The organism is Alkalibacterium sp. MB6, from assembly GCF_009935905.1.
GTDB lineage: Bacteria > Bacillota > Bacilli > Lactobacillales > Carnobacteriaceae_A > Alkalibacterium.
Genome location: NZ_PREX01000001.1, coordinates 15,633 through 40,401, shown reverse-complemented (window position 1 = coordinate 40,401; position 24,769 = coordinate 15,633). Strand labels below are relative to the sequence as shown.

At 40.1% G+C, this 24,769-nt stretch carries 23 protein-coding genes and 1 other annotated feature; of the genes, 22 read left to right on the top strand and 1 reads right to left on the bottom strand.

Annotated features, from left to right (window positions below; translation table 11 throughout):
- Positions 1–11 precede the first annotated feature (11 nt).
- The 3 genes from C3945_RS00190 to C3945_RS00180 are packed head-to-tail and all read left to right on the top strand — an operon-like array spanning position 12 to position 2,311.
- Positions 12–644, top strand: coding sequence for an ABC transporter permease (locus C3945_RS00190; protein ID WP_161877659.1), 633 nt, complete (start codon positions 12–14; stop codon positions 642–644).
- 19 nt (positions 645–663) lie between these two features.
- Entirely contained in the window at positions 664–1,617 is a 954-nt protein-coding gene (locus C3945_RS00185) for an osmoprotectant ABC transporter substrate-binding protein (protein ID WP_161877658.1), read from the top strand.
- Position 1,618: 1 nt separating this feature from the next.
- On the top strand, positions 1,619–2,311 hold the full coding sequence (locus C3945_RS00180) for an ABC transporter permease (RefSeq protein ID WP_272928066.1): 693 nt from the start codon (positions 1,619–1,621) through the stop codon (positions 2,309–2,311).
- 85 nt (positions 2,312–2,396) lie between these two features.
- On the opposite strand, the gene C3945_RS00175 is transcribed toward C3945_RS00180, so the two are convergent.
- On the bottom strand, positions 2,397–2,717 hold the full coding sequence (locus tag C3945_RS00175) for a hypothetical protein (protein WP_161877657.1): 321 nt from the start codon (positions 2,715–2,717) through the stop codon (positions 2,397–2,399).
- Positions 2,718–2,911: 194 nt separating this feature from the next.
- Here C3945_RS00175 and C3945_RS00170 point away from each other — a divergent pair, with 194 nt between their 5' ends.
- From C3945_RS00170 to pknB, 19 genes are all read left to right on the top strand, one after another.
- Positions 2,912–3,799 carry a DegV family protein gene (locus tag C3945_RS00170; RefSeq protein WP_161877656.1) on the top strand — a complete coding sequence of 296 codons (888 nt, stop codon included), beginning with the start codon at positions 2,912–2,914 and terminating at the stop codon, positions 3,797–3,799.
- A 102-nt stretch (positions 3,800–3,901) separates the two neighbouring features.
- Positions 3,902–3,948 (top strand) — a sequence feature (sodium ion sensor (DUF1646 type); this cis-regulatory element may regulate processes involved in with the transportation of sodium ions).
- A 39-nt stretch (positions 3,949–3,987) separates the two neighbouring features.
- Complete coding sequence (locus C3945_RS00165) at positions 3,988–4,314, top strand: hypothetical protein (RefSeq protein ID WP_161877655.1); 327 nt, start codon at positions 3,988–3,990, stop codon at positions 4,312–4,314.
- On the top strand, positions 4,301–6,259 hold the full coding sequence (locus C3945_RS00160; protein ID WP_161877654.1) for a V-type ATP synthase subunit I: 1,959 nt from the start codon (positions 4,301–4,303) through the stop codon (positions 6,257–6,259). The genes C3945_RS00165 and C3945_RS00160 overlap by 14 nt, the downstream gene beginning before the upstream one ends.
- A gap of 32 nt (positions 6,260–6,291) precedes the next feature.
- Positions 6,292–6,768 (top strand): V-type ATP synthase subunit K, encoded by a 477-nt coding sequence (locus C3945_RS00155; protein WP_161877653.1) that lies wholly within the window; start codon positions 6,292–6,294, stop codon positions 6,766–6,768.
- A gap of 108 nt (positions 6,769–6,876) precedes the next feature.
- Positions 6,877–7,455 carry a V-type ATP synthase subunit E gene (locus tag C3945_RS00150; protein ID WP_161877652.1) on the top strand — a complete coding sequence of 193 codons (579 nt, stop codon included), beginning with the start codon at positions 6,877–6,879 and terminating at the stop codon, positions 7,453–7,455.
- 15 nt (positions 7,456–7,470) lie between these two features.
- Complete coding sequence (locus C3945_RS00145) at positions 7,471–8,475, top strand: V-type ATPase subunit (RefSeq protein WP_161877651.1); 1,005 nt, start codon at positions 7,471–7,473, stop codon at positions 8,473–8,475.
- Complete coding sequence (locus tag C3945_RS00140) at positions 8,465–8,776, top strand: V-type ATP synthase subunit F (protein WP_161877650.1); 312 nt, start codon at positions 8,465–8,467, stop codon at positions 8,774–8,776. The genes C3945_RS00145 and C3945_RS00140 overlap by 11 nt, the downstream gene beginning before the upstream one ends.
- Before the next feature lie 12 nt (positions 8,777–8,788).
- The gene (locus tag C3945_RS00135; RefSeq protein ID WP_161877649.1) at positions 8,789–10,573 is read left to right on the top strand and encodes a V-type ATP synthase subunit A; all 1,785 of its coding nucleotides are present in this window, start codon (positions 8,789–8,791) and stop codon (positions 10,571–10,573) included.
- Positions 10,566–11,942 carry a V-type ATP synthase subunit B gene (locus C3945_RS00130; RefSeq protein ID WP_161877648.1) on the top strand — a complete coding sequence of 459 codons (1,377 nt, stop codon included), beginning with the start codon at positions 10,566–10,568 and terminating at the stop codon, positions 11,940–11,942. The genes C3945_RS00135 and C3945_RS00130 overlap by 8 nt, the downstream gene beginning before the upstream one ends.
- Before the next feature lie 5 nt (positions 11,943–11,947).
- The gene (locus tag C3945_RS00125; protein WP_161877647.1) at positions 11,948–12,580 is read left to right on the top strand and encodes a V-type ATP synthase subunit D; all 633 of its coding nucleotides are present in this window, start codon (positions 11,948–11,950) and stop codon (positions 12,578–12,580) included.
- 735 nt (positions 12,581–13,315) lie between these two features.
- Positions 13,316–14,686 (top strand): patatin-like phospholipase family protein, encoded by a 1,371-nt coding sequence (locus tag C3945_RS00120; protein ID WP_161877646.1) that lies wholly within the window; start codon positions 13,316–13,318, stop codon positions 14,684–14,686.
- Positions 14,687–14,767: 81 nt separating this feature from the next.
- Positions 14,768–15,385, top strand: coding sequence for a guanylate kinase (gene gmk, locus C3945_RS00115; RefSeq protein WP_161877645.1), 618 nt, complete (start codon positions 14,768–14,770; stop codon positions 15,383–15,385).
- Positions 15,386–15,598, top strand: coding sequence for a DNA-directed RNA polymerase subunit omega (gene rpoZ / locus C3945_RS00110; RefSeq protein ID WP_161877644.1), 213 nt, complete (start codon positions 15,386–15,388; stop codon positions 15,596–15,598).
- A gap of 213 nt (positions 15,599–15,811) precedes the next feature.
- Positions 15,812–17,017, top strand: a complete 1,206-nt coding sequence (gene coaBC / locus C3945_RS00105; protein ID WP_161877643.1) for a bifunctional phosphopantothenoylcysteine decarboxylase/phosphopantothenate--cysteine ligase CoaBC — start codon at positions 15,812–15,814, stop codon at positions 17,015–17,017.
- Positions 17,018–17,069: 52 nt separating this feature from the next.
- A complete protein-coding gene (gene priA / locus C3945_RS00100; RefSeq protein WP_161877642.1) occupies positions 17,070–19,490 on the top strand; it encodes a primosomal protein N' in 2,421 nt (806 codons plus the stop codon).
- A gap of 50 nt (positions 19,491–19,540) precedes the next feature.
- Positions 19,541–20,497, top strand: a complete 957-nt coding sequence (gene fmt / locus C3945_RS00095; protein WP_161877823.1) for a methionyl-tRNA formyltransferase — start codon at positions 19,541–19,543, stop codon at positions 20,495–20,497.
- Positions 20,478–21,851 (top strand): 16S rRNA (cytosine(967)-C(5))-methyltransferase RsmB, encoded by a 1,374-nt coding sequence (gene rsmB / locus C3945_RS00090; protein WP_161877641.1) that lies wholly within the window; start codon positions 20,478–20,480, stop codon positions 21,849–21,851. The genes fmt and rsmB overlap by 20 nt, the downstream gene beginning before the upstream one ends.
- A gap of 90 nt (positions 21,852–21,941) precedes the next feature.
- Positions 21,942–22,721, top strand: coding sequence for a Stp1/IreP family PP2C-type Ser/Thr phosphatase (locus tag C3945_RS00085; RefSeq protein ID WP_161877822.1), 780 nt, complete (start codon positions 21,942–21,944; stop codon positions 22,719–22,721).
- Complete coding sequence (pknB, locus tag C3945_RS00080; RefSeq protein WP_161877640.1) at positions 22,718–24,763, top strand: Stk1 family PASTA domain-containing Ser/Thr kinase; 2,046 nt, start codon at positions 22,718–22,720, stop codon at positions 24,761–24,763. The genes C3945_RS00085 and pknB overlap by 4 nt, the downstream gene beginning before the upstream one ends.
- Positions 24,764–24,769: the final 6 nt, after the last annotated feature.

The following is a 24,769-nucleotide window of genomic DNA, read 5'->3' as shown; positions in this document are numbered from 1 at the left end:
GAGGATGCATAATGGTCGATTTTTTTTCTAGATATGGATCGGAATTGATACGATTAATCTTTGAACACTTATATATATCGCTAGTTGCTTTGTTCCTTGGCGTACTGGTTGCTGTTCCTTTAGGAATTGCGTTAACACGAACGGGTAAATTGGCTGATATTGTTATTGGAATAGCTTCTATTTTGCAAACTGTCCCTTCACTTGCTTTATTAGCGCTAATGATTCCTTTATTTGGTATCGGGCAATTACCAGCAATTATTGCCTTGTTCATTTATTCGTTGCTTCCCATTTTGAGAAACACATATACAGGGATGCGACGAGTGAATCCTGATTTGGTGGATGCAGCACGGGGAATGGGTATGACCGAAATGCAATTGATTCGTCGAGTGGAATTGCCTCAAGCAGCGCCGGTTATCATGGCGGGTATCCGTTTATCGGGTACTTATGTTATCGCTTGGGCAGCCTTGGCTAGTTACATTGGTGCAGGAGGATTAGGCGATTTCATCTTTAATGGTTTGAATGCCTACATTCCAGAATTAATAATAGGCGGAACCATCCCTGTGACCATCTTGGCATTACTCGTTGATTTCTTATTAGGTTTACTTGAAAAGAAAGTAACGCCTAGAAACTTAATCTCAGGATAGAAAGGACGGCTAAAAAATAGTGAATACAAATAATAAATTAAAATTAGCTGCATTAGCTGCGGCAACATCATTGACAGCGGCCTGCTCTTTACCTGGATTAGGAGGGGATTTAGAAGAAGGAACGATAACCGTTGCCACTCAATCGTCGACGGAAATGGTTATCTTAGGCTTCGTTGTAGAAGGAATGATTGAACATTACTCCGATTTAGAAGTCGAAGTGATTCAAAACTTGGGCTCATCCACCATGGTTAACCAGGCCCTTGTTCAAGGGGATGCAGATATAGCGGCCGCTAGGTATACAGGAACAGCTTTGACTGGTGAATTGGGCATGGATCCGATTACTGATCCTGACCTAGCTTATTCAACAGTAGTAGAAGGTTTTGCGGACATATATAACCAAAAGTTTTATCCATCATATGGATTTGCGAACAGTTACGCCTTCTTAGTGAGTAGAGACATGGCCGAAGAGTATGACTTAGAAACGGTCAGTGATTTAGCGCCTATCGCTGATGAGTTAACAGCCGGAGTTGATAACTCCTGGATGGTAAGAGAAGGTGATGGGTACAATGCGTTCTTAGAGACCTATCAATTTAATTTTGAAACGGTTTACCCGATGGAAATTGGTCTAGTATACGATGCGGTTGCTTCTGGTAATATGGATGTCGTTTTAGGTTATTCAACTGATGGAAGAATTGCCAGTTATGATTTGGTTTACTTGGAAGACGATTTAAACTTCTTCCCACCCTATGATGCAAGTCCGGGAGCGACATTTGAACTTATTGAAGAATACCCTATTCTAGATGAAATTTTGTTAAAAATGGAAGGCACTATCGCAACGGAAATGATGCAAGAACTGAACTATGTTGCTGATGAATACTTAGTTGAACCAGCAACTGTAGCCCGTGAATTTTTAGAACAAAACAATTATTTTGAAGACACTGAACCATATCTAGAACCGATAGGAGGGGAATAATATGCTGAATATAGAAGGATTAACTGATGTCACAGATATGACTATTCTAGAACAATTGTTTTATTATGTTCAGCAAAATGGTCCTTACCTTTGGGAACAATTTTTAAGACACTTCCTTATATCCATTTATGGTGTGCTTCTTGCTGCTATTATTGCTATTCCTCTAGGGTTTTACATTGCCCGTCATGGAAAACTGGCAGATTGGGTTATTGGTATCGCTAACGTTATCCAGACGATTCCGTCTCTAGCCATGTTGTCCATTTTAATGTTGGGCTTTGGAATAGGGACCAATACCGTTATCATTACTGTATTTCTATACTCCATTCTACCTATCATTAAGAATACTTACGCAGGCGTTAAAAACGTTGACAATGCTTTACTCGATGCAGGTAAAGGGATGGGAATGACATGGTGGCAATTGACTTATAAAGTGGAACTGCCTATGGCTCTATCCGTCATTATGGCCGGTTTAAGAAATGCATTAGTGGTTGGTATCGGGGTCACAGCTATCGGAACCTTTATCGGAGCCGGAGGGTTGGGTGACATCATTCAACGTGGAGTGAACGCATCCAGTGGTGGTGCCATTATTCTTGCTGGTGCGATCCCAACAGCTTTGATGGCCGTTCTTGCTGACTTGGTATTGGCTTGGTTAGAGAGACGATTAGATCCGTCTAGCCGAGCTCGTAAAAGTTAATGAAAGACTGTAATCAAGACACCTTAAACTAAAAAACATCCTTCAACCGTTTGAAAGTGGTTGAAGGATGTTTTTTTCTATTCATTTATTTCACCATTCGACGAATATGTCGAATGTCTTTAGCATTAAGTAAGTAAGTCGTTTGTTGGTTATCGGTTTTCAAAATGATTTGAGTCGATTTAGGAGAGAAATAGGCTACTCCACCAAATTCTGTGATTCTATCTGCGTGACTAGTAGGGTTTACTTGGACAATAATACGTGTTTGTTTTCTAACCGCTTGTTTTAGAAAGAAGGCGATTTGCTCTTTAGGCATTTGAGGCTGAACGTTTGAAAAGGATGACACCAAGGACCCATAGCCTCTTTTTAAATAGTCAACTAGTGGTGTATCCGCTGCTTGTTTTCCCATAATGGACCTCCCGAACATATGTTACCATTAGTATAGCGAACAAGCGTTCTTTAGTCAATTCTTTTTTTAAATCTAATTATTAAAGCGATAGAATGATGTGAAAAAGTTTAAAAAAAGAAATTTCCAATAGGATACGTTTCTATTTTTGATAAAAATACGTATAATAGATATGTAATGATAAAGGAGTGGAGATTATGACTGAGTATCAGCTGATTACTGATTCATGCTGTGATTTGCCGTTGGAAATGGTTGATCGTTTTAATCTAGATATTATGCAATTTGTCATCAATATTAGTGGAGAAGAACTGCTTGATGATATGGGTAGAACGTTTGATAAAGATGACTTTTTCCAAAGGTTAAAAAATGGAGAGACGGCATCGACATCCCAAGTTAATGTGCACCAGTATCTTGAGAAGTTTAAGCATTACATGGATAAGAAGATACCGGTTATTTACTTAGCCATGTCGTCTGAATTATCCGGTTCACAAAACAGTGCCCGTCAAGCAAAACAGATGCTTGAAGAAGAATATGGCGAGGTGGATATTACGATTATCGACACCAAAGCGGTCAGTTTAGGACAAGGACTATTAGTATACGAAGCAGCTTTGAAAAAAGAAGAAGGGTACACGAAAGATGCTTTGATTAATTTCGTTGAGCAGAACAAGCTTCACTACCATTCTTGGGTAACCGTGGATGATATCAAGCACCTGCAAAGAGGAGGCAGAATTTCAGCTACAGCCGCCACAGTTGGTTCGTTGTTAAGTGTTAAACCTATTTTAATCATGAATGCGAACGGAAAACTTGTTCCTCAATCAAAAGTAAGAGGCCGGAAGAAATCCATCAAGTACTTGATTGATCAGACGGTTAAGCATTTAGAAACTAGTGAAGACCACCCTATTTTTATCGGTCATGTGGGCGTTCCGCAAGAAGCCGAACAGATCAAAGCTGAATTAAAAGAACGTGCTAATCCTAAAGATATTTTTATCAGCAGCTATGGGCCAACGGTTGCTTCTCATACGGGATTCGGCTCTCTATCCATTTTTAGCTATGGCGTTAACCGAGAAACCACTGAAATAAAATAATACCAAAATATATCCGAAAGCCACCACTACACAAGCACATCTATTGACATAATTGTGACGTGTGTTAAAATTATAGAAGTGAGATTAAAATATTAATTAAACGGTTGGGCGTTAGCTTTCAAGGTAAATTTCTTCTGGGGTGAGAAGAAGCTTGTTAGCTACGCCCTTTTTTTGAAAGGGGGATTATAATGAACCGAGAAGCGATTAACTATGTCAAAGAAGCAGAAGCTCGGGTTGATGAACTGAGGTTAAGAGCCGATGACGAAATCAAGGAAATAAAAAAACACAAAGAAGCAGAAATAGAACGAATGAAACAAGAAACAGATTCAGCTATTGATGCGTTTCAAAAAGAAAGCAATCAAGAAACACAAGTGGCACTAGCAAAAGATGAAGAGCAATTTCATCAAGAAGTTGCTAAAGAAACCGAACGTTATGAGTTAGCTTATGAACAAAAGAAAGATTCATTAGCCACTCGAATAGCAGAGGAGGTGTTGCGTCGATATGGCAATAGCTAAAATGAAAAAACTGACCATTCTTGCTGAACAAGAGTATAAGGATGAGATTCTGAAAAGTGTTCAAGAAATGCAGAGTCTTGAAGTGATGTCTTTAGGCGAGGAAATGGGAAAAACCATGCTAGTCGGTTTGAATAGCGAACAAACCCCGGCTGATACTACTGCTTTAGCAGATATCAGTGAGACACTTCAAGATATAAGATACACGTTAAACTACTTGGACGATTTTGTACCTGGTCCAGGCACCCTAGAGAAATTAAGAACCAAAAAAGAAGTCTTTACATTGAAGGAATTGGAAGAGCGCGTCGAACAGTACGATATTGAAGGCGTCATCAGCCAAGTTTCTCAAAAAGAGAAGCAGTTGAATCAGCTTGACGAAGAGATGAAAGACTTAAAACAAGAAGAAGACTATCTAAGAAGATGGCGTTCCCTTAACTTTTTGCCAGAGGAAGTTGCTCACTTAAGATTAATGGACGTGTTGATCGGTTCTGTTGATAAAGAACATGCCGCGCCCATGATCGACGAGTTCAAAGAAAATGGCAGAATTTATTTTGAAGAGATTTATATTAGAGGAGATGAGCATGCTTATCTCATCATACTTCCAAAAGAAGAGCACAAAAAATTAACTCAAATAACCAATCAATACAGCTTTCAAGAAGTTAACTATGAGTACAAGGTACTACCAGAAGATGCCTTGTATCAGAATCTCTTAACTCAAAAAGAGAAAAGAGAATTAGTGAGCTCCATCAAACTAGAGATGAAGCAGTGGAAAGAGCAGTACAGACAGCTGGAGTTGGCCGAAGAATATTATTACAATCTGTCTGAACGAAAAACAGCAACAGACTTGTTGGTTAATAGTGAACATTTATTCCTGCTTACTGGATGGATTGAAGAAGCCAAAGCCGACGATTTGAAGGCATTTGTGTTAGACACAAGTGGCGATAGTAATGTGGCGATACTGACCGACGATATTGATGTTGATGAGTATCAAGATGTACCAGTCGTACTTGAAAACAACACGATCGTTAAACCGTTTGAAATGATTACGGAAATGTTCTCCTTCCCACGTTACGGAGGAGTTGATCCGACTGGTCATATGGTGCCTTTCTTCATTATATTCTTCGGTATAATGAGTGCCGATTTAGGTTATGGTCTGCTTTTATTTGGGGTTACCTTAGCAGCATTAAAATTGTTACACCTCAAAAGTGGCGCTGCTAGATTTATGAAGTTCCTTCATATTAATTCCTACTCAACCATGTTTTTTGGATTGTTTTTCGGGAGTATATTTGGAGCCGAATTGCCATTTAATGTCTTATCACTTCAAGATGATGTCCTGACAGTAATGATATTGTCTGTCGCACTGGGACTAATTCAAATGATTTACAGCTTAATTTTAAATGGTGTGATTAAGACAAGCGAAAACGACAAGTCTTCAGCTTATGTCGATGGCTTCGCCTGGGCAATGATTCTTGTTGGTATCGTCATATGGGTATTAGGATCAATGGTCTTTAATAACGATTTAGTCGCTCAAGCGGGTATTATCCTTGCTGTGATTAATGTGATCGGTATTTTAATTATCAGTATGTTAGCCAATTCGAATAAAGCACTAGGACTTGGTTTAGGGCTTTACAATCTTTACGGCATCTCTGGTTATGTTGGAGACGCAGTCAGTTATACCCGTTTAATGGCTTTAGCAGTAGCGAGTGCCAATATCGGAATGGCCTTTAATATGATTGTTGGGTTATTGCCTCCAATCTTTAGATTTACTGTCGGGCTATTACTCATGGTTGCCTTGCATGCAATAAATATTGGTTTAACCATGTTGAGCGCGTATGTGCATACATCTCGTCTTCAGTACGTTGAGTTTTTCGGCAAGTTTTATGAAGGTGGAGGCAAGCCGCTGACACCGCTCAAAACACTTGAGAAACACATTTCAATAAAAGAATAAAAATTTTAGATAAATAATGGAGGACAATAATAATGGATAATTTCTTACTATTTTTCGGTGAAAACTTAGGTATGGTATTTGGAGCAATTGGGGTAGCGTTAGCTGTTATCCTATCTGGTATCGGATCGTCAAGAGGGGTTGGAGCAGCAGGGGAAACAGCAGCTGCATTGGTTAAAGAACAACCTGAAAAATTTGGTTTGGCATTGGTACTACAAATGCTTCCTGCTACACAGGGTTTATATGGTTTCGTTATTGGTTTATTGATTACAATCAACTTAGGCGCTAACATCGACCCTTCAATGGGTTGGTACTACCTAATCGCTGGACTTCCAGTAGGGGTAACTGGTTTAATTTCTGGTCCATTACAAGGACGCGTTTCTGCAGCAGCTATGCAAATACTTGCACAAAAACCAGAACACACAACAAAAGGAATTATTTTCTCAGCGATGGTTGAGACATATGCTATCTTAGGTTTTGTTATCTCTCTAATGATGATTATCTTTGTATAATTAATAAAGCGAAGGAATTTAGATGAAGTGAGTGAAAGATGAATAGGCTTTTGCGAATGAAACTGAATTCCTTTCTTTCTTTACTTTGATATTGAATGGAGGGAAACCATGGCAGATTTAAAACTATTAACTGAACGAGTAGTAGAAAAAGAAAAAGCAGCGATTAGAGAACGTATAGAAGCTGCTAAAGTACAAGCTGAAGATGATATTCAAGCATTTAAAGCAAAAGAAGTCGCTAGAGAAAAGCAAGCAAGAGAAGACATGACACTAAAATCACAAAACGAGTACACGATTAAGAAAAATACCCTTGAGATTGATAAACGTAATCAACTGTTGGGGGCTAAACAAGTGGTCTTGGATAAAGTGTTTAAGGATGTCAAAAAACAATTGGACCAAATCGAACGAGCGGATTTCCAGCGTTTTGCTTTGGGCGTATTGAATCAGTTTGAAGCGGGCAGTGAATTAAGACTCGTGTTAGGTGAAAAAACAGCTAATTTACTAGATCAAAAATGGGTGGAGACACAGGCACCTAAAACGATGACGGTTGAATTGGCGAATGAAACGGTTCAAAAGCAATCCGGGTTAATTATTGAAAAAGATGGAATCGATTATAACTTCTTGTTTGATTCATTGGTCGAAGATATTAAACCAGACTTGCTATCAGATATATCTAAAGACTTATTTTAAAGAGGAGGAATCATTTTGAAAGATACAGTGTATGGATCAAGTAACGTCCTCATTCGTATATATGAGAATGACCTCCTCACTCGAGCTCATTACGAAAGAATGCTGTCTGCCGAGTCATTTGAACAGGCAGTCAATGTCTTGCGTGAAACACCTTACCGTAACGATGTGGACCGTATTAAAGAAGATAGAGATTATGATTCCATGTTTATGAATGAACTGCACCAAACCTTTGAGGAACTATTCGAGATAGTACCTAATAAGGAACTGATCGAATTGGCTGGCTTAAGGTATGCGTACCATAACTTGAAAGTATTATTTAAAGAAGAAGTGACTAATCAAGACCTTAGTCATATAGTTATACCAATCGGTCGTTACCCACTGTCAGACCTCCGTCAAGCTGTTCGTACAGGGGAATCGGATGTGTTGCCAAAAGCTTATTTAGATAGTATCAATGAAGTGAAAACGGACTATGAAGAATATCAGAATGTTCAAGCAGTCGATATTATCTTAGACAGACGTTATTTTACACATTTGAGACAACTGGCTGATGAGACGCAAGAGCCTGAGATTCCAGAAGTAGTGGAAACAATGATTGATTACAATAATCTATCCACTCTGGTACGTGGGATGAAGCAAAAACGGACACGGAACTTTTTAACGACGGTCTTGTCCAGTTCTGGTTCGATTCCAAAAGAAGCCTTAGTCGACTTGGCTGATAAAGATTATTCGGCTGTGCTTCAGTATTTTAGAGGCACACAGTATCGCCAATTAATTGACCGATGTGTTGATTCAGAAACAGGTGAATTATCTACCGTTAAAGTTGACTTTGAAACAGATAATGCTTACATGACACGAATGAGAGAGGCTCGCTTGCAAGCATTTGGTGCCATGCCGGTTCTTGCTTATATCTATGCTAAAGAAATTGAAGTGAAAAACCTTCGTTTGATTTTGACAGGTAAAGAAAGCGGCGTGTCAGCTGAGCACATTAGAGAAAGGATGCGTATGAACTATGGCCAGTAAAATAGGTGTTATAGGAGATAAAGAATCAGTTTTAGCATTTAAGATGCTTGGCTTTTCTGTTTATTTCGCATCTGAAGCAAAAGAAACCCGCCGACTGATTGACAGTTTGGCAGATAAAGATTACGGAGTCATCTATTTGACGGAACAATTGGCAGAGATGGTTCCTGATACAATCAAACGGTATGATAAAAAAATGAAACCTGCCATCATTTTGATCCCTAATCATGCTGGCTCTCGTGGCATAGGAAAACGTCGTGTCCAGCAGAATGTTGAGAAGGCTGTGGGTCAAAATATTTTATAGGAGGGTACGAATTTGAGTAAAGGAACAATTGTGAGTGTTTCCGGTCCTTTAGTTACGGCTAGTGGGATGGAAACAGCCAATATACAAGATATATGCCGAGTAGGTAACTTAGGCCTTATCGGTGAAATTATTGAAATGAGAGGCGACGTCGCTTCTATTCAGGTTTATGAAGAAACCTCAATGGTCGGCCCTGGAGAAAGTGTTGAAACAACAGGAGAGGCATTGTCAGTTGAATTAGCTCCAGGCATGATCGCTCAGATGTTTGATGGTATTCAACGTCCGCTTGATGAATTTATGAAAAAAACGCAGAGTAACTTTTTGGAAAGAGGTATGACGATTGAACCTCTTAACAGAGATAAACTATGGGAATTCCTTCCTAAAGTAGAAGAAGGAACTCGCGTATCTGAAGGGGATATTGTCGGAACGGTACAAGAAACAAATGTGATTGAACACCGTATTATGGTGCCACATGGCGTGTCTGGAACAGTAAAGAGCATTAAAAGTGGCTCTTTTACTGTAACGGATACGGTTTATGTACTGGAAACAGAAGAGGGAGACAAAGAGTTTTCAATGATGCAAAAGTGGCCTGTTCGTCGTAGCAGACCTATTGCCCAGAAATTGAATCCTGTTGAACCTTTAATCACCGGCCAACGAGTTATAGATACGTTATTCCCGGTCGCCAAAGGTGGAGCGGCTGCCGTTCCAGGGCCATTTGGAGCAGGAAAGACCGTTGTTCAGCACCAAATTGCTAAATGGGCAAACGTAGATCTTGTTGTTTACGTTGGGTGTGGTGAGCGTGGAAACGAAATGACTGACGTTATTAACGAGTTCCCAGAACTGATTGACCCATCAACTGGTGAGTCAATTATGGCGCGTACGGTATTAATCGCCAACACATCAAACATGCCAGTTGCTGCAAGGGAAGCATCTATTTATACAGGTATCACTATTGCGGAATACTTCCGTGATATGGGTTATTCTGTTGCCATTATGGCGGACTCCACTTCTCGTTGGGCAGAAGCTTTACGTGAAATGTCAGGCCGTTTGGAAGAAATGCCTGGTGACGAGGGTTACCCAGCTTATCTAGGTAGCCGTTTAGCTGAGTACTATGAACGTGCAGGCAGCGTGGTTGCTCTTGGTAGCGACGAACGCCAAGGTAGTATCACGGCCATTGGTGCCGTATCGCCTCCCGGAGGAGATACGTCTGAGCCGGTTACTCAAAACACCTTGCGTGTGGCAAAAGTGTATTGGGGACTGGATAGTTCATTAGCACAAAGACGTCACTTCCCATCTGTCAACTGGTTATCATCGTATTCACTCTATTCAAATGAGTTAAATGAGTATATTGGTAAACAGCTAAACGTCGATTGGAATGGCATGGTCTTGCGTTCTAAATCACTTTTACAAGATGAATCAGAATTACAAGAAATTGTTCGTCTGGTTGGGGTTGAATCCCTATCAGAACGCGACCGTTTGAAATTAGTTGCTGCTCGTATGATTAGAGAAGACTTCCTACAGCAAAACGCGTTTGATGACGTGGATACCTATACGTCAAGAGATAAACAATATGAAATGCTGCGAACTATTTTGCACTATGAAGATGAAGCGATTAAAGCAATGAATCTTGGTGCATATTATGATGAAATTATTGAAGGAACAGATGGCGTGCGAGAACGTATTGGACGTATGAAGTTTATTCCTGAAGAAGAGATGTCCCGTATTGGCGAAATTCGCGATCAAATCGAGACAGATGTTCGTAAGGTTTTAGAAAAAGGCGGTGTTGAGTCAGATGCTTAAAGAATATAAAACAGTTTCCGAAGTTGTCGGTCCTTTAATGACTGTAAAAGGTGTTGAGGGCGTTAAATTCGACGAGCTGGTTGATATTGAAATGCAAACAGGTGAAAGACGAAGAGGTCAAGTTCTTGAAATAAATGGAGACGAGGCTGTTGTTCAGTTGTTTGAAGGCTCAACCGGTATTAACTTAAAAGATACAAAGGTCCGCTTTTTAGCTAAACCTTTAACATTGGATGTATCAGAAGACATGATCGGACGAACATTTGATGGCATGGGTCGAGTAAATGATGGCGGTCCGGATTTAATCCCTGAAAAAAGTTTAGATATTAACGGGATTGCCATTAACCCTATTGCACGTGATTACCCAGATGAATTTATTCAAACGGGTATTTCAACAATCGACCATTTGAATACCTTAGTACGTGGTCAAAAATTACCCGTATTCTCTGGTTCAGGACTGCCTCACAAAGAATTGGCTGCTCAAATTGCTCGTCAAGCATCTGTAACCAATTCTGATGAGAAATTCGCGGTTGTTTTCGCAGCAATCGGTATTACCTTTGAAGAAGCCGAGTTCTTTATGAATGACTTTAAGAAAACCGGAGCAATTGACCGTTCTGTTGTCTTCATTAACTTAGCAGATGACCCTGCAATTGAGCGTATTGCTACACCACGTATGGCTTTGACAGCTGCTGAATATTTGGCCTTTGAAAAAGACATGCACGTCTTAGTTATTATGACTGATATGACCAACTATGCGGAAGCTTTGCGTGAGATTTCTGCGGCTCGTCGTGAAGTTCCAGGCCGTCGTGGCTTCCCAGGATACTTGTATACGAACTTGGCAACATTGTATGAGCGTGCCGGTCGATTGACAGGAACGAAAGGGTCGGTCACTCAGATTCCAATTTTAACGATGCCGGAAGATGATATTACTCACCCCATACCTGACTTAACCGGGTATATTACCGAAGGGCAAATCATTTTATCTAGAGAGCTGTATAACCAAGGTTACCAGCCTCCAATAGATGTCTTGCCATCCTTGTCTCGTTTGAAAGACAAAGGAACAGGGGAAGGTAAAACGCGTGAAGACCATGCGGCTACTATGAACCAAATGTTCTCGGCTTATGCTCAAGGTAAAGAAGCGAAAGAGTTATCAGCTGTATTAGGTGAAGCAGCCCTATCTGAAACAGATAGAAAATTCGTTGAATTCACAAATAAATTTGAAAAAGAATACGTGAACCAAGGGAACTACACAAACCGAACCATTCAAGAAACATTGGATCTTGCATGGGACTTGCTGAAAGTTCTGCCACGTGCTGAACTTAAACGTATTAAAGATGATATGCTGGACAAGTATCTACCAAAAGGAGAGTGAGGTAAATGGCTAAGTTAAATGTCAATCCCACTCGAATGGAACTTGCCAATTTAAAGAGACGATTAAGTCTGGCAACTAGAGGGCATAAACTATTGAAGGACAAGCAAGATGAACTGATGCGTCAGTTCATCCTCTTGATCAGAAAAAACAATGAACTCAGAAATGTTGTTGAAGAAAAGCTGGAGAAGGCGATGCAGTCGTTTTCCATGGCTAAATCCTTGCTTCATGAAAATTATATTGAAGAGTTGATGGCAGTGCCCAGTCGCAGTGTGTCTTTACAGATTGACCGTAAAAACATTATGAGTGTGCGTGTCCCACAGATGCATTTTCGATATGTCAATCCAGATGAAGAATCAAGTGACTTGAGCTATGGATTCTTGAATTCGAATGGCGAACTCGATTTAACCTTTGATTCGTTAATTGATGTCATGCCACAAATGCTTGAATTGGCTGAGATTGAAAAAACGTGCCAGCTGATGGCCGATGAAATCGAAAAGACAAGACGCCGAGTTAATGCTTTAGAGTATATGACCATTCCTCAATTGGAAGAAACGATTTACTTTATTCAAATGAAATTGGATGAAAGTGAACGTGCGGCAATTACTCGACTCATGAAAGTAAAAGACATGGGACAATAATTAAAAAAATCGAAAAAACCACCCGTAAAGCAGATTAAAATGAAATCTGACTTTACGGGTGGCTTTTTTGCATTGTAGAAAAAAGAGACGTGCGACTATACTCTATTTTAATACTCAAATTTTTTTGCATGATTGACACCGCTTTTTTTTATGGTATATTCACACTATCAATAGCAGTTTGTTTTTCTATACGAGTAAATAGTGGTTGACTAATTTCACTATAGAAAAGAGGGAAGCAATAACTTCGCTTTTTTTAGTATTAGTTCTTTCTATTTTATTTTTAATAGTCTTTTATTTAATAGATCCCTTATCTCATTCTATTCTGGTCGTGTTTTTAGGCTGTATTTTTTTATCGATAAAGATTAGAGAATTGTACCTACTGGATGGTATACATAAAAAAATAGTTGGTAGAAAGAATCATTTTGACTTTCGAAAAAAAGAATAGAAAAATAGAAAATAAATAGAACAAAAAGGAGGAAGCTAATTGGCTTCCTCCTTTTTCGCATCTATAACGAACCCAAGTTGATAGGAGACGTATAAAGTAACAAATACCTGTAGATAAGATTGAAGGACCAGGAAAAGTTATTGTTTTGAAAGTAGAAGAAAAAGATACGATTGTTAATGCAGATGAAGAAAGAAAATAAGCAACTGAATAAGTAACTAAGCAAACCGTTGCACCTTGCTTTCAAAGATACTCATAGTCAGTTATACTTAGACCAAAGGGGAGGTGATGGAGTGCTGAATTCATTTTTTAGAAAACGTGATGCGAAACGAGCCCTAGTCTTTGGTGGTGGTGGGGCAAGAGGCGCTTTTGAGATTGGTGTTTGGAAGGCGTTGGAAGATATTGGCTACAAGCCTTCTATCGTTACAGGGACATCAGTCGGTGCTTTAAACGCAGCTTTATATGCGCTTGGAGATGTAAAGGAAGCGGAGCGGATGTGGAAAGAGATTGAAACTGGACGGATTCTTGATGTCAACTTGCCACTTGATATTGATAGCTTTAAAGATTACCGCCGATCACTTACCGGCTTCCTTATCAAATTAGTAAGAGATAAAGGCATTAGCTCCAAGCCTTTAAAAGACATGATTAGTCAATACTTACCCAATGAAGAAGCGATTCGTCACAGTGGGATTGACTTAGGTTTATCGACAACGAATCTATCAACTCGACAAATTGAATACTTTTTCTTAGATGATATTCCAAAAGGCGAACTGAACACCTATTTATTGGCAAGTGCCTCCCTTTACCCGGCGATGGAAAAAACGATAATCAATGGGGTCCCTTATATTGATGGAGGATATTTGAATAATATCCCCATCAATATGGCGTTAGATAAAGCACTTGACCAACTCATTATTGTGGATATTAAAGGGCCTGGACTCGTTAAAAAGGATTACCGGCTAGACGAAAGCGAGACGCTATGGATTGAAAGCAGATGGCCACTTGGAGATATGCTTTTATTTGATAAAGACAGAACAGAAATAAATATCCGTCTAGGCTACGATGAAACCATGAAGCTTGCCTACCCAAGTCACTATGTAGGCAATTGGTATAGTTTTGAAGCCGATGATGTTAAGCGTGAAAGCGAACAGTTTCTTGTCGCCTTACATGAGTTTTTAGAAGGTGAGCGATTAAGTGATTTTTACGATTACATTAAAAATGAGAATCGCCAGCTCGCTTTATATAGAGAGTTAAACAAAAGGTGGGATGGGACAATAGATGAACAGACTGTTTTTCTTGCTTTAATGGAAATAACTGGTAAATTACTCAATATACTACCAGACAGACGGTATGCTGTTACTGATTTTTGCCAAGAAATAGATAAGCGAGTCAGTATCCTACTCAGGGAAAAGAGAAGTTCAGATTCAAATCCATTTGATTTACCTTTTGTATTAAGCGGTTCAGAGTGGACCGATCACTTTTTAGAAACACAACCGTTACTATCTAACCGGCAAATGGTTGCTTACCTTATTGAGCAGATTGATAACGACAGAATGAACGTGACTAACCCATTATATCAGTTGTTTATTACTATTAGACCTTTTCCATTTATTATCGCACTCTTTTGCCAGTACATCCGTAAGCGCAACCATAACGATAAATGAAAATTTGTTTTCCTTTTCCTAATATATATGGTAAAATTGAGGATAAGTTTTTAAGAAGTATGTGTTGGGAAGGAAGTACTAATGAAAGCTAGAGGATTATTAATCGTATTGTCCGGACCTTCAGGAGTCGGGAAAGGAACAGTCAGAAAGGCAATCTTTGATAATTACACCAATGAGTTTGATTATTCTGTTTCAATGACTACCCGCCCAAAGCGTGAAGGGGAAGTCGAAGCTGTCGATTATTTCTTCAGAAAGAAAGAAGAATTCGAACAGTTAATTGAGGAAGGCGGACTGCTGGAATACGCAGAATATGTAGGAAACTATTACGGCACACCTTTAGAATACGTGAATGAGACGTTGGATAAAGGCAGAGATGTATTTCTTGAAATTGAAGTTCAAGGCGCACTGAAGGTTAGAGAAAAAATGCCGGAGGGAATATTTGTTTTTCTGTCGCCCCCTAATCTTGAGGAGCTAAAAAACCGTATTGTTAATCGCGGAACGGACTCGGATGAAATGATTGAAAAACGAATGAAGAAAGCCGTTGAAGAATTAAAATTGATTCAATATTATGACTATGTTGTGGAAAATGACACGGTTGATAATGCCGCAAGGAAGATTAGAAATATTATTGAAAGTGAACACTTGAAAGTGACACGAAATCTAAAAGAATTTACTGAAATTATTGAGGAGCTGGAGTAGATGTTGTTATATCCTTCGCAGGACGACTTGCTTAAAGAAATTGATTCGAAATATTCATTAGTTATTTTAGCAGCCAAACGTGCTAAAGAACTGCATAATAATACGGCAACTGAAATGCTGGATACTTACGGAAGCAAAAAGAACGTAGGGAAAGCTTTGGAAGAAATCATTTCTGGAGATTTAGTCCTTGATCCTGATAGCATCAGCAAATAAATGAGTCATATCGCCTCTGTCCACATCTATACTTGAGAACCCTTCAAGAGACGTGGAGCAGAGGTTTTTTCTGGTTATAAAAGGAACGCTTGCTCAAGTGACTGATTTGTCTTTCCCTCCATTCTTAAGTCTTACGAAAGTACGCCGAATATACAGACACCGAGTGTATTTATTGGTAGAATAGGTGAGTAAATATAAAGCGAGGGTGAGACCATGTTAAAGGGAAAAAAGATTGCCTTTTTTGTAACAGGTGGTATTGCAGTCTATAAAGCTGTTGATTTGATGAGAGAACTAATAAAAAAAGGGGCAGAGGTAAAAGTGGCTATGACACCGTCGGCTGCTCAATTTGTGTCTCCGTTGACTTTTCAAGTACTGAGTAAACATAAGGTCCACATTGATACGTTTGACGAAGAGACGCCTGAAGTCGTGAACCACATCCATTTAGCTGACTGGGCGGATGCGTCTATGGTGGCTCCTCTAACAGCGAATACATTGGCGAAACTTGCTCACGGCTTAGCAGACAACTTTGTAACGTCTGCGCTGCTTGCGACGACAAGCCCTATTTTTACTGTGCCGGCGATGAATGGGAATATGTACGACAATGAAGCGACTCAATTAAATAGTCAATTGTTAAGAGGCCGAGGGATTTACGTCATGGAACCTGATACTGGCTTTTTAGCAGAAGGGTACAGCGGAAAAGGTCGTTTCCCTGAAAAAGAACGAATCGTTGAAGAATTCGAATACTTCTTACGCAAACAAAACACGACTTTGCCTTTAACTGGAAAAAAAGTGCTGGTGACGGCAGGGGGAACGAAGGAACGAATCGATCCGGTTAGGTATTTAACAAATAACTCTTCCGGGAAAATGGGTCACGCTGTGGCAGAAGCCGCATGGCAACTAGGCGCCGATGTTACTTTGGTAACCGCCAGCTCTCTTTCAACACGCTCACAAATTAAACGCGTGTCTGTCGAATCAGCTCTTGAGATGCATAGTGCTGTAGATCGCTATTTTAATGAAACAGATGTTTTGGTTATGTCAGCGGCCGTTTCGGATTATACGCCAGAGTCGACATCGGATCAGAAGATGAAGAAACAAGATCAATTAACTTTATCACTTAAAAAGAATCCAGATATACTAAAAGAAATGGGTAGTAAAAAAAGAGCGAATCAATATTTAGTTGGCTTTGCTGCTGAAACAGAGAAGCTAGAAGAATACGCTCAACAGAAACTACTTAATAAACAGGCCGACATGATCGTAGCGAATGATGTCGGTAAAAAAGACAGAGGCTTCGATTCGGATGATAATGAGGTCATCTTCTTCACACATGACCATGAACCTAAAGTCATCCAATTGAAAAAAAAAGAATCAATCGCTATGGATATCATGCACTGGGTAGCCGACCATTTAGAAGGTAACTGATCCCTAAAAGTCATGGACTGATTGATAGTTTTTAAAAGAAAGGAAAGGTAAGATGCCCCTGCTTGCTGATGTGATCGTTGATGTCCCAACGTTACAGACGAATAGACCCTATACCTATTTAGTGCCTGATGAGTTAAGTACGGTAGTTAGTAAAGGCATGAGAGTCATCGTACCTTTTGGTCAAGGCTCTCGATGTATTCAAGGGTTTGTCGTCGACGTTCGTCATGACGAGTTACCACTCGATTTAGATATAGAGATGAAAAACATATCGACTGTCATGGATGCCAATCCAGTACTGACAGACGAATTAATTAAACTTGGACAAGATTTGTCCCATCTAACCTTCAGTTTCCAAGTGAAGTTATACCAGACGATGCTTCCCGCTGTTTTAAGAGCGACCTATACGAAACGGTTTAAAATCATTGATGACATTCCTGAAGACCTGTTATGGGAAGTCTTTAAAGGGAAAGAAGATTTAGAGTGGGAGCGAGCTGAAGAGTTAGGTGTGTTAGACCAGGCAATAAAATTAGTAAAAGAACAAAAATTAAGCATTGAATACGATGTGCATGATAAGAAGAATATGAAAACCATAAGAAAAGTAAAGCCGTTATTAAGCTTTGAAGCATACGCAGAGATAAAAGAAAGCCTATCTCTTCGTGCAGCTAAACAAAAACGACTAGTGGAGTTATTGCAACAGGCGGGGAAAGAAGCAGCCACTGTAGCATCCTTTAAAGAAAAAGGGGTATCGACTGCCGTTATCAATACGGGAGTGGAAAAAGGCTGGTGCGACATTATTGAAGAAGAGGTCTACCGAGATCCCTTCGCTTCCACGACGTTTACCCCGACAGTAGCTATGACATTGACAGACGATCAAAAAGTAGCCTACAAGCAAATAAATGAAGCAATGGAAGCTAACCGTCCAGATGTCTTTTTACTTAAAGGCATAACGGGAAGTGGTAAGACAGAAATTTATCTTCAGTCCATCGCCGAAGTCCTTGAAAAAGGTCAAGGGGCTTTGATGCTTGTTCCTGAAATAGCACTGACGCCCCAAATGGTTCACCGATTCAAAAGCCGGTTTGGAGAAGAAGTGGCTGTCCTTCACAGCGGCTTGTCTGACGGGGAAAAGTACGATGAATGGCGTAAGATAGAAAATGAGGAAGCCAAAGTCGTTGTCGGCGCTCGCTCAAGTATTTTTGCGCCCCTTAAAGATATTGGGTTAATTATTATCGATGAAGAGCATGAAACCACCTACAAACAAGAAGAGTTCCCTAAATATCATGCGCGAGACGTGGCCATTTGGAGAGGCGACTATCATAACTGCCCAGTTATATTAGGTAGTGCCACACCATCACTGGAGTCCAGAGCACGTGCCACTAAAGGGGTCTATACCCTACTAGAATTGAACAAACGGGCAAATAACCAATCCTTACCAGAAGTAAGCGTGGTTGATATGCGAGAAGAAGCGAAACAAGGCAACCACTCGACGTTCTCGGCGACTTTAAAAGAGGAATTGCAAAAACGAATCGATTTGAACGAGCAATCAGTTCTCTTATTGAATAGAAGAGGCTATTCCTCATTTGTTTTATGCAGAGACTGCGGCTTCGTATTAGAATGCCCGAATTGTGATATTTCTCAGACGCTTCACATGGATACCAAAACAATGAAATGCCATTACTGTGGCCACGAAGAAGGGATTCCTTCTATTTGTTCCTCTTGTTCCAGCCGATCCATTCGCTATTTTGGGACAGGTACTCAAAAAGTTGAGGAAGAATTGAAGGAGCTCCTGCCAGATGCTAGAATTATTCGAATGGATGTGGATACGACTCGTCGTAAAGGTGCCCACGAGAAGCTCTTTAAAGCTTTTGAAAATAAAGAAGCCAATATTCTACTCGGAACACAGATGATTGCTAAAGGATTAGACTTCCCTGATGTAACCTTGGTTGGTGTCATTAATGCGGATACGTCACTTGGTTTACCTGATTTCCGTTCGGCAGAAAAAACCTTTCAATTACTGACCCAAGTCAGTGGACGGTCTGGACGTGGTGAAAAAGAAGGTAAAGTCATTGTTCAGTCTTATAATCCAGATCATTATGCGATTCAATTAGCTAAGCAGCATGATTACGATTCCTTTTATAAAAAGGAAATGCACTTAAGACATATTAGTGAGTACAGCCCGTATTTCTACTTGATTAAATTATCAGTTAGTCATGAAAATGAGATGACTGCTGCTAAAAAAATAGCCCAGTACTTGGACTTTATTAAACCGGCCTTATCTGATCAAAGCATTATCTTAGGACCAACGCCACGGTCGATAGCCCGCACGCATAATCGTTACCATTTCCAAGTGATGATAAAATACAAAAAAGAAGAGAAGTTGATGGCTAAATTGCACGACTTATTATCTGCCACTCAAAAAGAGCAGAGTAAAGGCGTGATGATTTCCATCGACTATCAGCCACTTGATTTTATATAATACACGCTTTAAAGGATTAAATTGAAAGAGTTAAAGAGGAGTGAAACATGATGTACAGAGTCGTATTTATGGGTACACCCGAATTTTCGGTGCCGATATTGGATGCTTTAATTAATGAGTCTAACGTAGACGTCATTGCAGTAGTCACCCAACCGGATAGAAAAGTTGGCAGAAAAAAGCTCGTCACTCCGCCTCCAGTAAAGAAAAAAGCACTAGACTATGATATTCCTGTGTTTCAACCTGAAAAATTATCAGGCTCACAGGAAATGAAAGACATTTTAGCGTTAAATCCAGACTTACTTGTGACGGCAGCTTATGGCCAATATGTTCCAACAACCTTACTCAATGCACCACGGTTCAAAGCCATTAACGTCCACGCTTCCTTGCTGCCAAAATACAGAGGAGCAGCGCCGATTCATTATGCGTTAATCAATGGTGAAAAAGAAACAGGCGTGACGATTATGTATATGGTTAAACAAATGGATGCCGGTGATATCATTAGTCAACGGACCTTACCTATTGAAGAAGACGATAATGTCGGAACATTATTTGAAAAAATGAGTTTATTAGGAAGGGATTTGCTTATCGATACTTTGCCTGGCCTATTCGAAGGCACGATCACACCTATAAAACAAAACGAAGCAGACGTGACCTTGTCCCCAATGATTAAACCAGAAGAAGAACAAATTCAGTGGGATAAACAAGCAACAGTTATTGCAAATCAAATACGAGGCATGAATCCATTTCCAGGAGCGTATACTACACTTAACGGTGAGCGATTTAAACTATGGGAAGCGAAAGTGACTGAACAAAAAACGGATGAGTTACCAGGAACCATTATCCAGCTAGACAAGAAAAATCTAGTGGTTGCTTGTGGAAACGGGACAGCTCTGTCACTCAAAGTAGTTCAGCCTTTTGGAAAAGCGAAAATGCCTGTGGAGAGCTTTTTATCAGGGGCATTAAATTATTTGGAAGAAGGGATGCACTTTGCAGAATCATCCGAATAAAAGTCAACCCAAGCCGATTAGTCAAACTAGCCGGTATTTAGCCGTCGCTATTTTAGAAAAAGTAGAAAAAAACCAGTCATTCAGTAATGTTTTACTAAACGAAACCGTTCAAGGAGCATCTTTAACACCTGAGGACCGAGCGTTTTTGACTGAGCTGGTATATGGCGTCATTCAAAATAAACGCTTGTTAGACTATCAATTGGAGCCCTTTATCAAAAAGCAAAAGAAAATAGACAATTGGGTAAAGCAGTTGCTCAGACTGTCCTTGTATCAAATGACTCTTCTTGATAAAATACCCATGCATGCTGTCGTTAACGAAGCGGTTCGCATCGCAAAAAAGCGCGGTCACAAGGGAACATCCGGCTTTGTGAATGGGGTGTTGCGGTCAATTGACCGTGATGGCACCCGTTTAGTATCGGCTATTGAAAATAGTGACGAGCGCTTAGCCATTCAATACAGCTACCCTGATTGGATTGTTGGTTTATTAAAGGAAGAAATTGGTATAGATGAAACGGAAAAGGTTCTAGAATCATTGTCTTCTAGAGCAAAACTTAGTTTAAGAGTCAACACAACACTCATGAAGGTAACAGAGGTCATCAAGCAACTTCAAGAAGAAGGCTTTAACGTCAGGCAAAGTGAAGTCGCAAAAGATGGCTTGATTTGTGAAAATGGTTTACCTGTGCAGTCTAGTTTATTTAAAGAGGGCATCATCACCATTCAAGACGAAAGTTCCATGTTGGTAGCAGAAGCTATGCAAGTAGAAGAAGGCGATCGGATTTTAGATGCCTGTTCAGCACCTGGTGGCAAAACCACACACATGGCTACTTTTCTAACGAAAGAGGCTGGTGGAAGTGTGTTGGCCCTTGATATTCATGCCAATAAACTGAAACGTGTTTTAGAAAATGCTGACCGATTAAAGGTACAAGACCGTGTGAAGGTTAAAGAAATGGACGCCAGAGAGAGTGCTGACCAGTTAGAGCACGAACAGTTCGATAAAATCCTAGTTGACGCCCCTTGTTCAGGCTTAGGTCTGATGAGGCGTAAACCAGATATTCGGTATCAAAAATCAATGAAGGATATTTTGTCTTTACAAAAAGTACAAGGTGATATTTTAAATAGTGTAGCTCCACTACTTAAAAAGGGTGGCCGTTTAATATACAGTACGTGTACCATTACTAAAAAAGAAAATGATGAAGTCGTTAAGCAATTTATAAAAGAGAATCCAACATTTGATTTAGAACCTGTCTACACCCATCATGAGGAGTTGGCAAAATCGAAAGAAGGATTTCTTCATTTGTATCCACACTATTATGGGACAGATGGATTTTTTATAGCCAGTATCAGAAAAAGATAATGAGATGCTTTTAAGGTGTCGTGAGTAACTGAATGGCACCGTTTAGGCATTACATAAACAAAAGCACAGGAATGAACCGTTCAGGAGTGAATAAAACTGAAACTATACAAAAAAAGCCATATAGGTAAACGTGCAATCAATCAAGATTACGTCGAGTTTTTTGTCAATCAATCCGATCAACTGTTAGCTATATTATGTGATGGGATGGGTGGTCATAAAGCGGGTGACATAGCGAGTGAAATGGCTGTTCTTCAATTAGGCCACCGATGGGAGCAGACTGCCTGTTTAACGACAGTGGAGAGTCAAGCTTGGTTAGAGAAGCATATCAACATAGAAAACCAACGGATTTATCGAGTCGCTAAACGCTACACTGACCTTGATGGCATGGGGACAACTCTAGTAGCTGCCGCCTTTATCAATGGGGATATCATTATTGGAAACATCGGCGATAGTCGAGCCTACCAATTAACAAAGAACCAATTGAGGTTAGTCACCGTCGATCATTCTTTTGCCAATGAGCTGAGATTAAGTGGCGAAATCACTGAAGACGAAGCCAGAACACATCGTCAACGGCATGCTTTGACACGTTCTTTAGGTGTATTTGATAAAGTAAAAGTTGATTTCTTTATCCTTAACACCGAAGAAACCAGCTTAATCATGTTATGTTCAGACGGCTTATCAAATGAGTTGGAAGAGACAGCTATCTCGTCTATTTTAGAAGAAAACGGGACGCTTGAAGAAAAAGCAAGCCAATTGGTTGAACAAGCCTTATTAAATGGGTCAACAGACAACATCACTGTCTGTCTAATCGACCCACATTCGACCAATGAAGAAGCTCAAACAGTAAAAGGGAAGGAGGAATCGAGATGAAATCCGGAGAACGCATAAGCAATCGGTATAAGATTATTAGAGAAATTGGCTCAGGCGGCATGGCTAATGTCTTTTTGGCAGAAGATTTAATACTGGAAAGAGAAGTAGCGGTTAAGTTGATGGCCTATAATTTCCATAATGATGAAGCCAGCATTCGCCGATTTAAACGAGAAGCGTTGTCAACGACTGAACTGACTCACCCAAACATCGTTAACGTAGTAGATGTAGGTGAAGAGGAAAACCAATATATAGTCATGGAATATGTTGAGGGCAGTGATTTAAAAGAGTTTATTAAAGACCATTACCCAATAGCTTACAAAAAAACGATTAATATCATGAAGCAAATATTGGATGCTGTTGAGTATGCCCATGCCCATAATATTATACACAGAGATTTAAAACCACAAAACATCTTAATCGATAAAGACGATACAGTTAAAATCACTGATTTCGGCATAGCGGTTGCCTTATCTGAAAACTCAATCACTCAGACGAACTCCTTGCTCGGATCTGTTCATTATGTCTCACCTGAACAAGCTCGTGGTAGTATGGCTACAAAACAGTCCGATATTTATTCTTTGGGTATTTTACTGTATGAGTTATTGACTGGCGAAGTGCCTTTTGATGGCGAATCGGCCGTTTCTATCGCATTGAAGCATTTCCAAAAAGACATGCCTTCATTAAGAGCACGGGATGCATCTATTCCTCAACCTTTGGAAAATGTCGTTTTAAAAGCAACAGCCAAAGAAGCACATCAACGCTACACATCAGTTAGAGAAATGAAAGAAGACTTGGTGACGGCTTTATCGCCATCAAGAGCCAACGAAGCAAAATTTGAACCGGAATCAAACGTAGATGATTCCACTCGTATCTTGACACCTTTACCCGTAACCACGCCTGAGCAGAAGGTTGTGGCTAGCGAAACTAGTCAGCCTGGAAAGCCGACGGAAACTGCCAATCCTAGTAAGGATGGCGAGGGTAACGAAAAGAAAAAGAAATCTAAAAAAGGGATATTGTCTACCATTATGTTGCTCCTACTCGTTTTTGTAGGTTATCTGATATTCAGCATGACTCGACCTAGAGAAGTCTCGATTCCCGAGTTATCAGGTTTGACTTTGGAAGAAGCAGAAGAGCGACTAGCTAATTTAAATCTTTTAGTTGGAGAAGTCTTTGAAGAGCACAATGAAGAAGTGGATGCTGGGGTGGTTATACGGAGTAGCCCAGACGAACGATTCATTGTTAGAGAAGAATTTGAAGTCGATTTATACGTCAGTTTGGGTGAAGAAAGTGTCAGCATGGACAATTATGTGGGAGATAATTACGAAGAAGTACGAGCCATTTTAACCACTCTTGGTTTTTCTGTAACAAGTACTCAAGAGTATAGTGACACGGTTGACGCTGGCGCCGTCTTATCACAAAGTGTTAATCCAGGAGAAGATGTCGTCCCAAGTGAAACGACTGTAACCCTTGTCGTCAGTAGTGGGCCTCAAGGTTATGATTTACGGGATTTAACTGGCTACACGCAAGACGGGGTAGACCGTTACGCGACAGACTTGAATTTATCAGTTAACTTTACATCCGGACCATCGAATACCGTGCCAGAAGGCCAAGTAGCAAGTCAATCACCTGATCCAGGGACAGAAGTCTTTTCCGGACAACGCATTTCTGTTGTCATCTCAACTGGACCAGAAGAGCCAGAATACATTCAATTTGAGTACCCTATTACAGTTGAATACGTGGCTCCCGAAGAGGAAACACCGGAGCAAACAGAAGAAGAAGCTGAAACGGGTGAAGAAACTGGCGAAGGTGAGGAAACACAAGAGGAAGAAGCAGAAGATGCCTCACCAGAACCGAACCGTATCGAAATTTATATTGATGATGCCAATCATTCGTTTGATACTGTTTATAGAGAATTTGATATTACTGAAAACACGGTTGTTTTCCTAAATTTCGTTGTTGAAGAAGAAGGAACGGCCAGTTATAGAGTTTACCGAGACGGAGAGCTTATAATGGAAGAGAGTGGAATCGGACCAAACGATTAGGAAGGG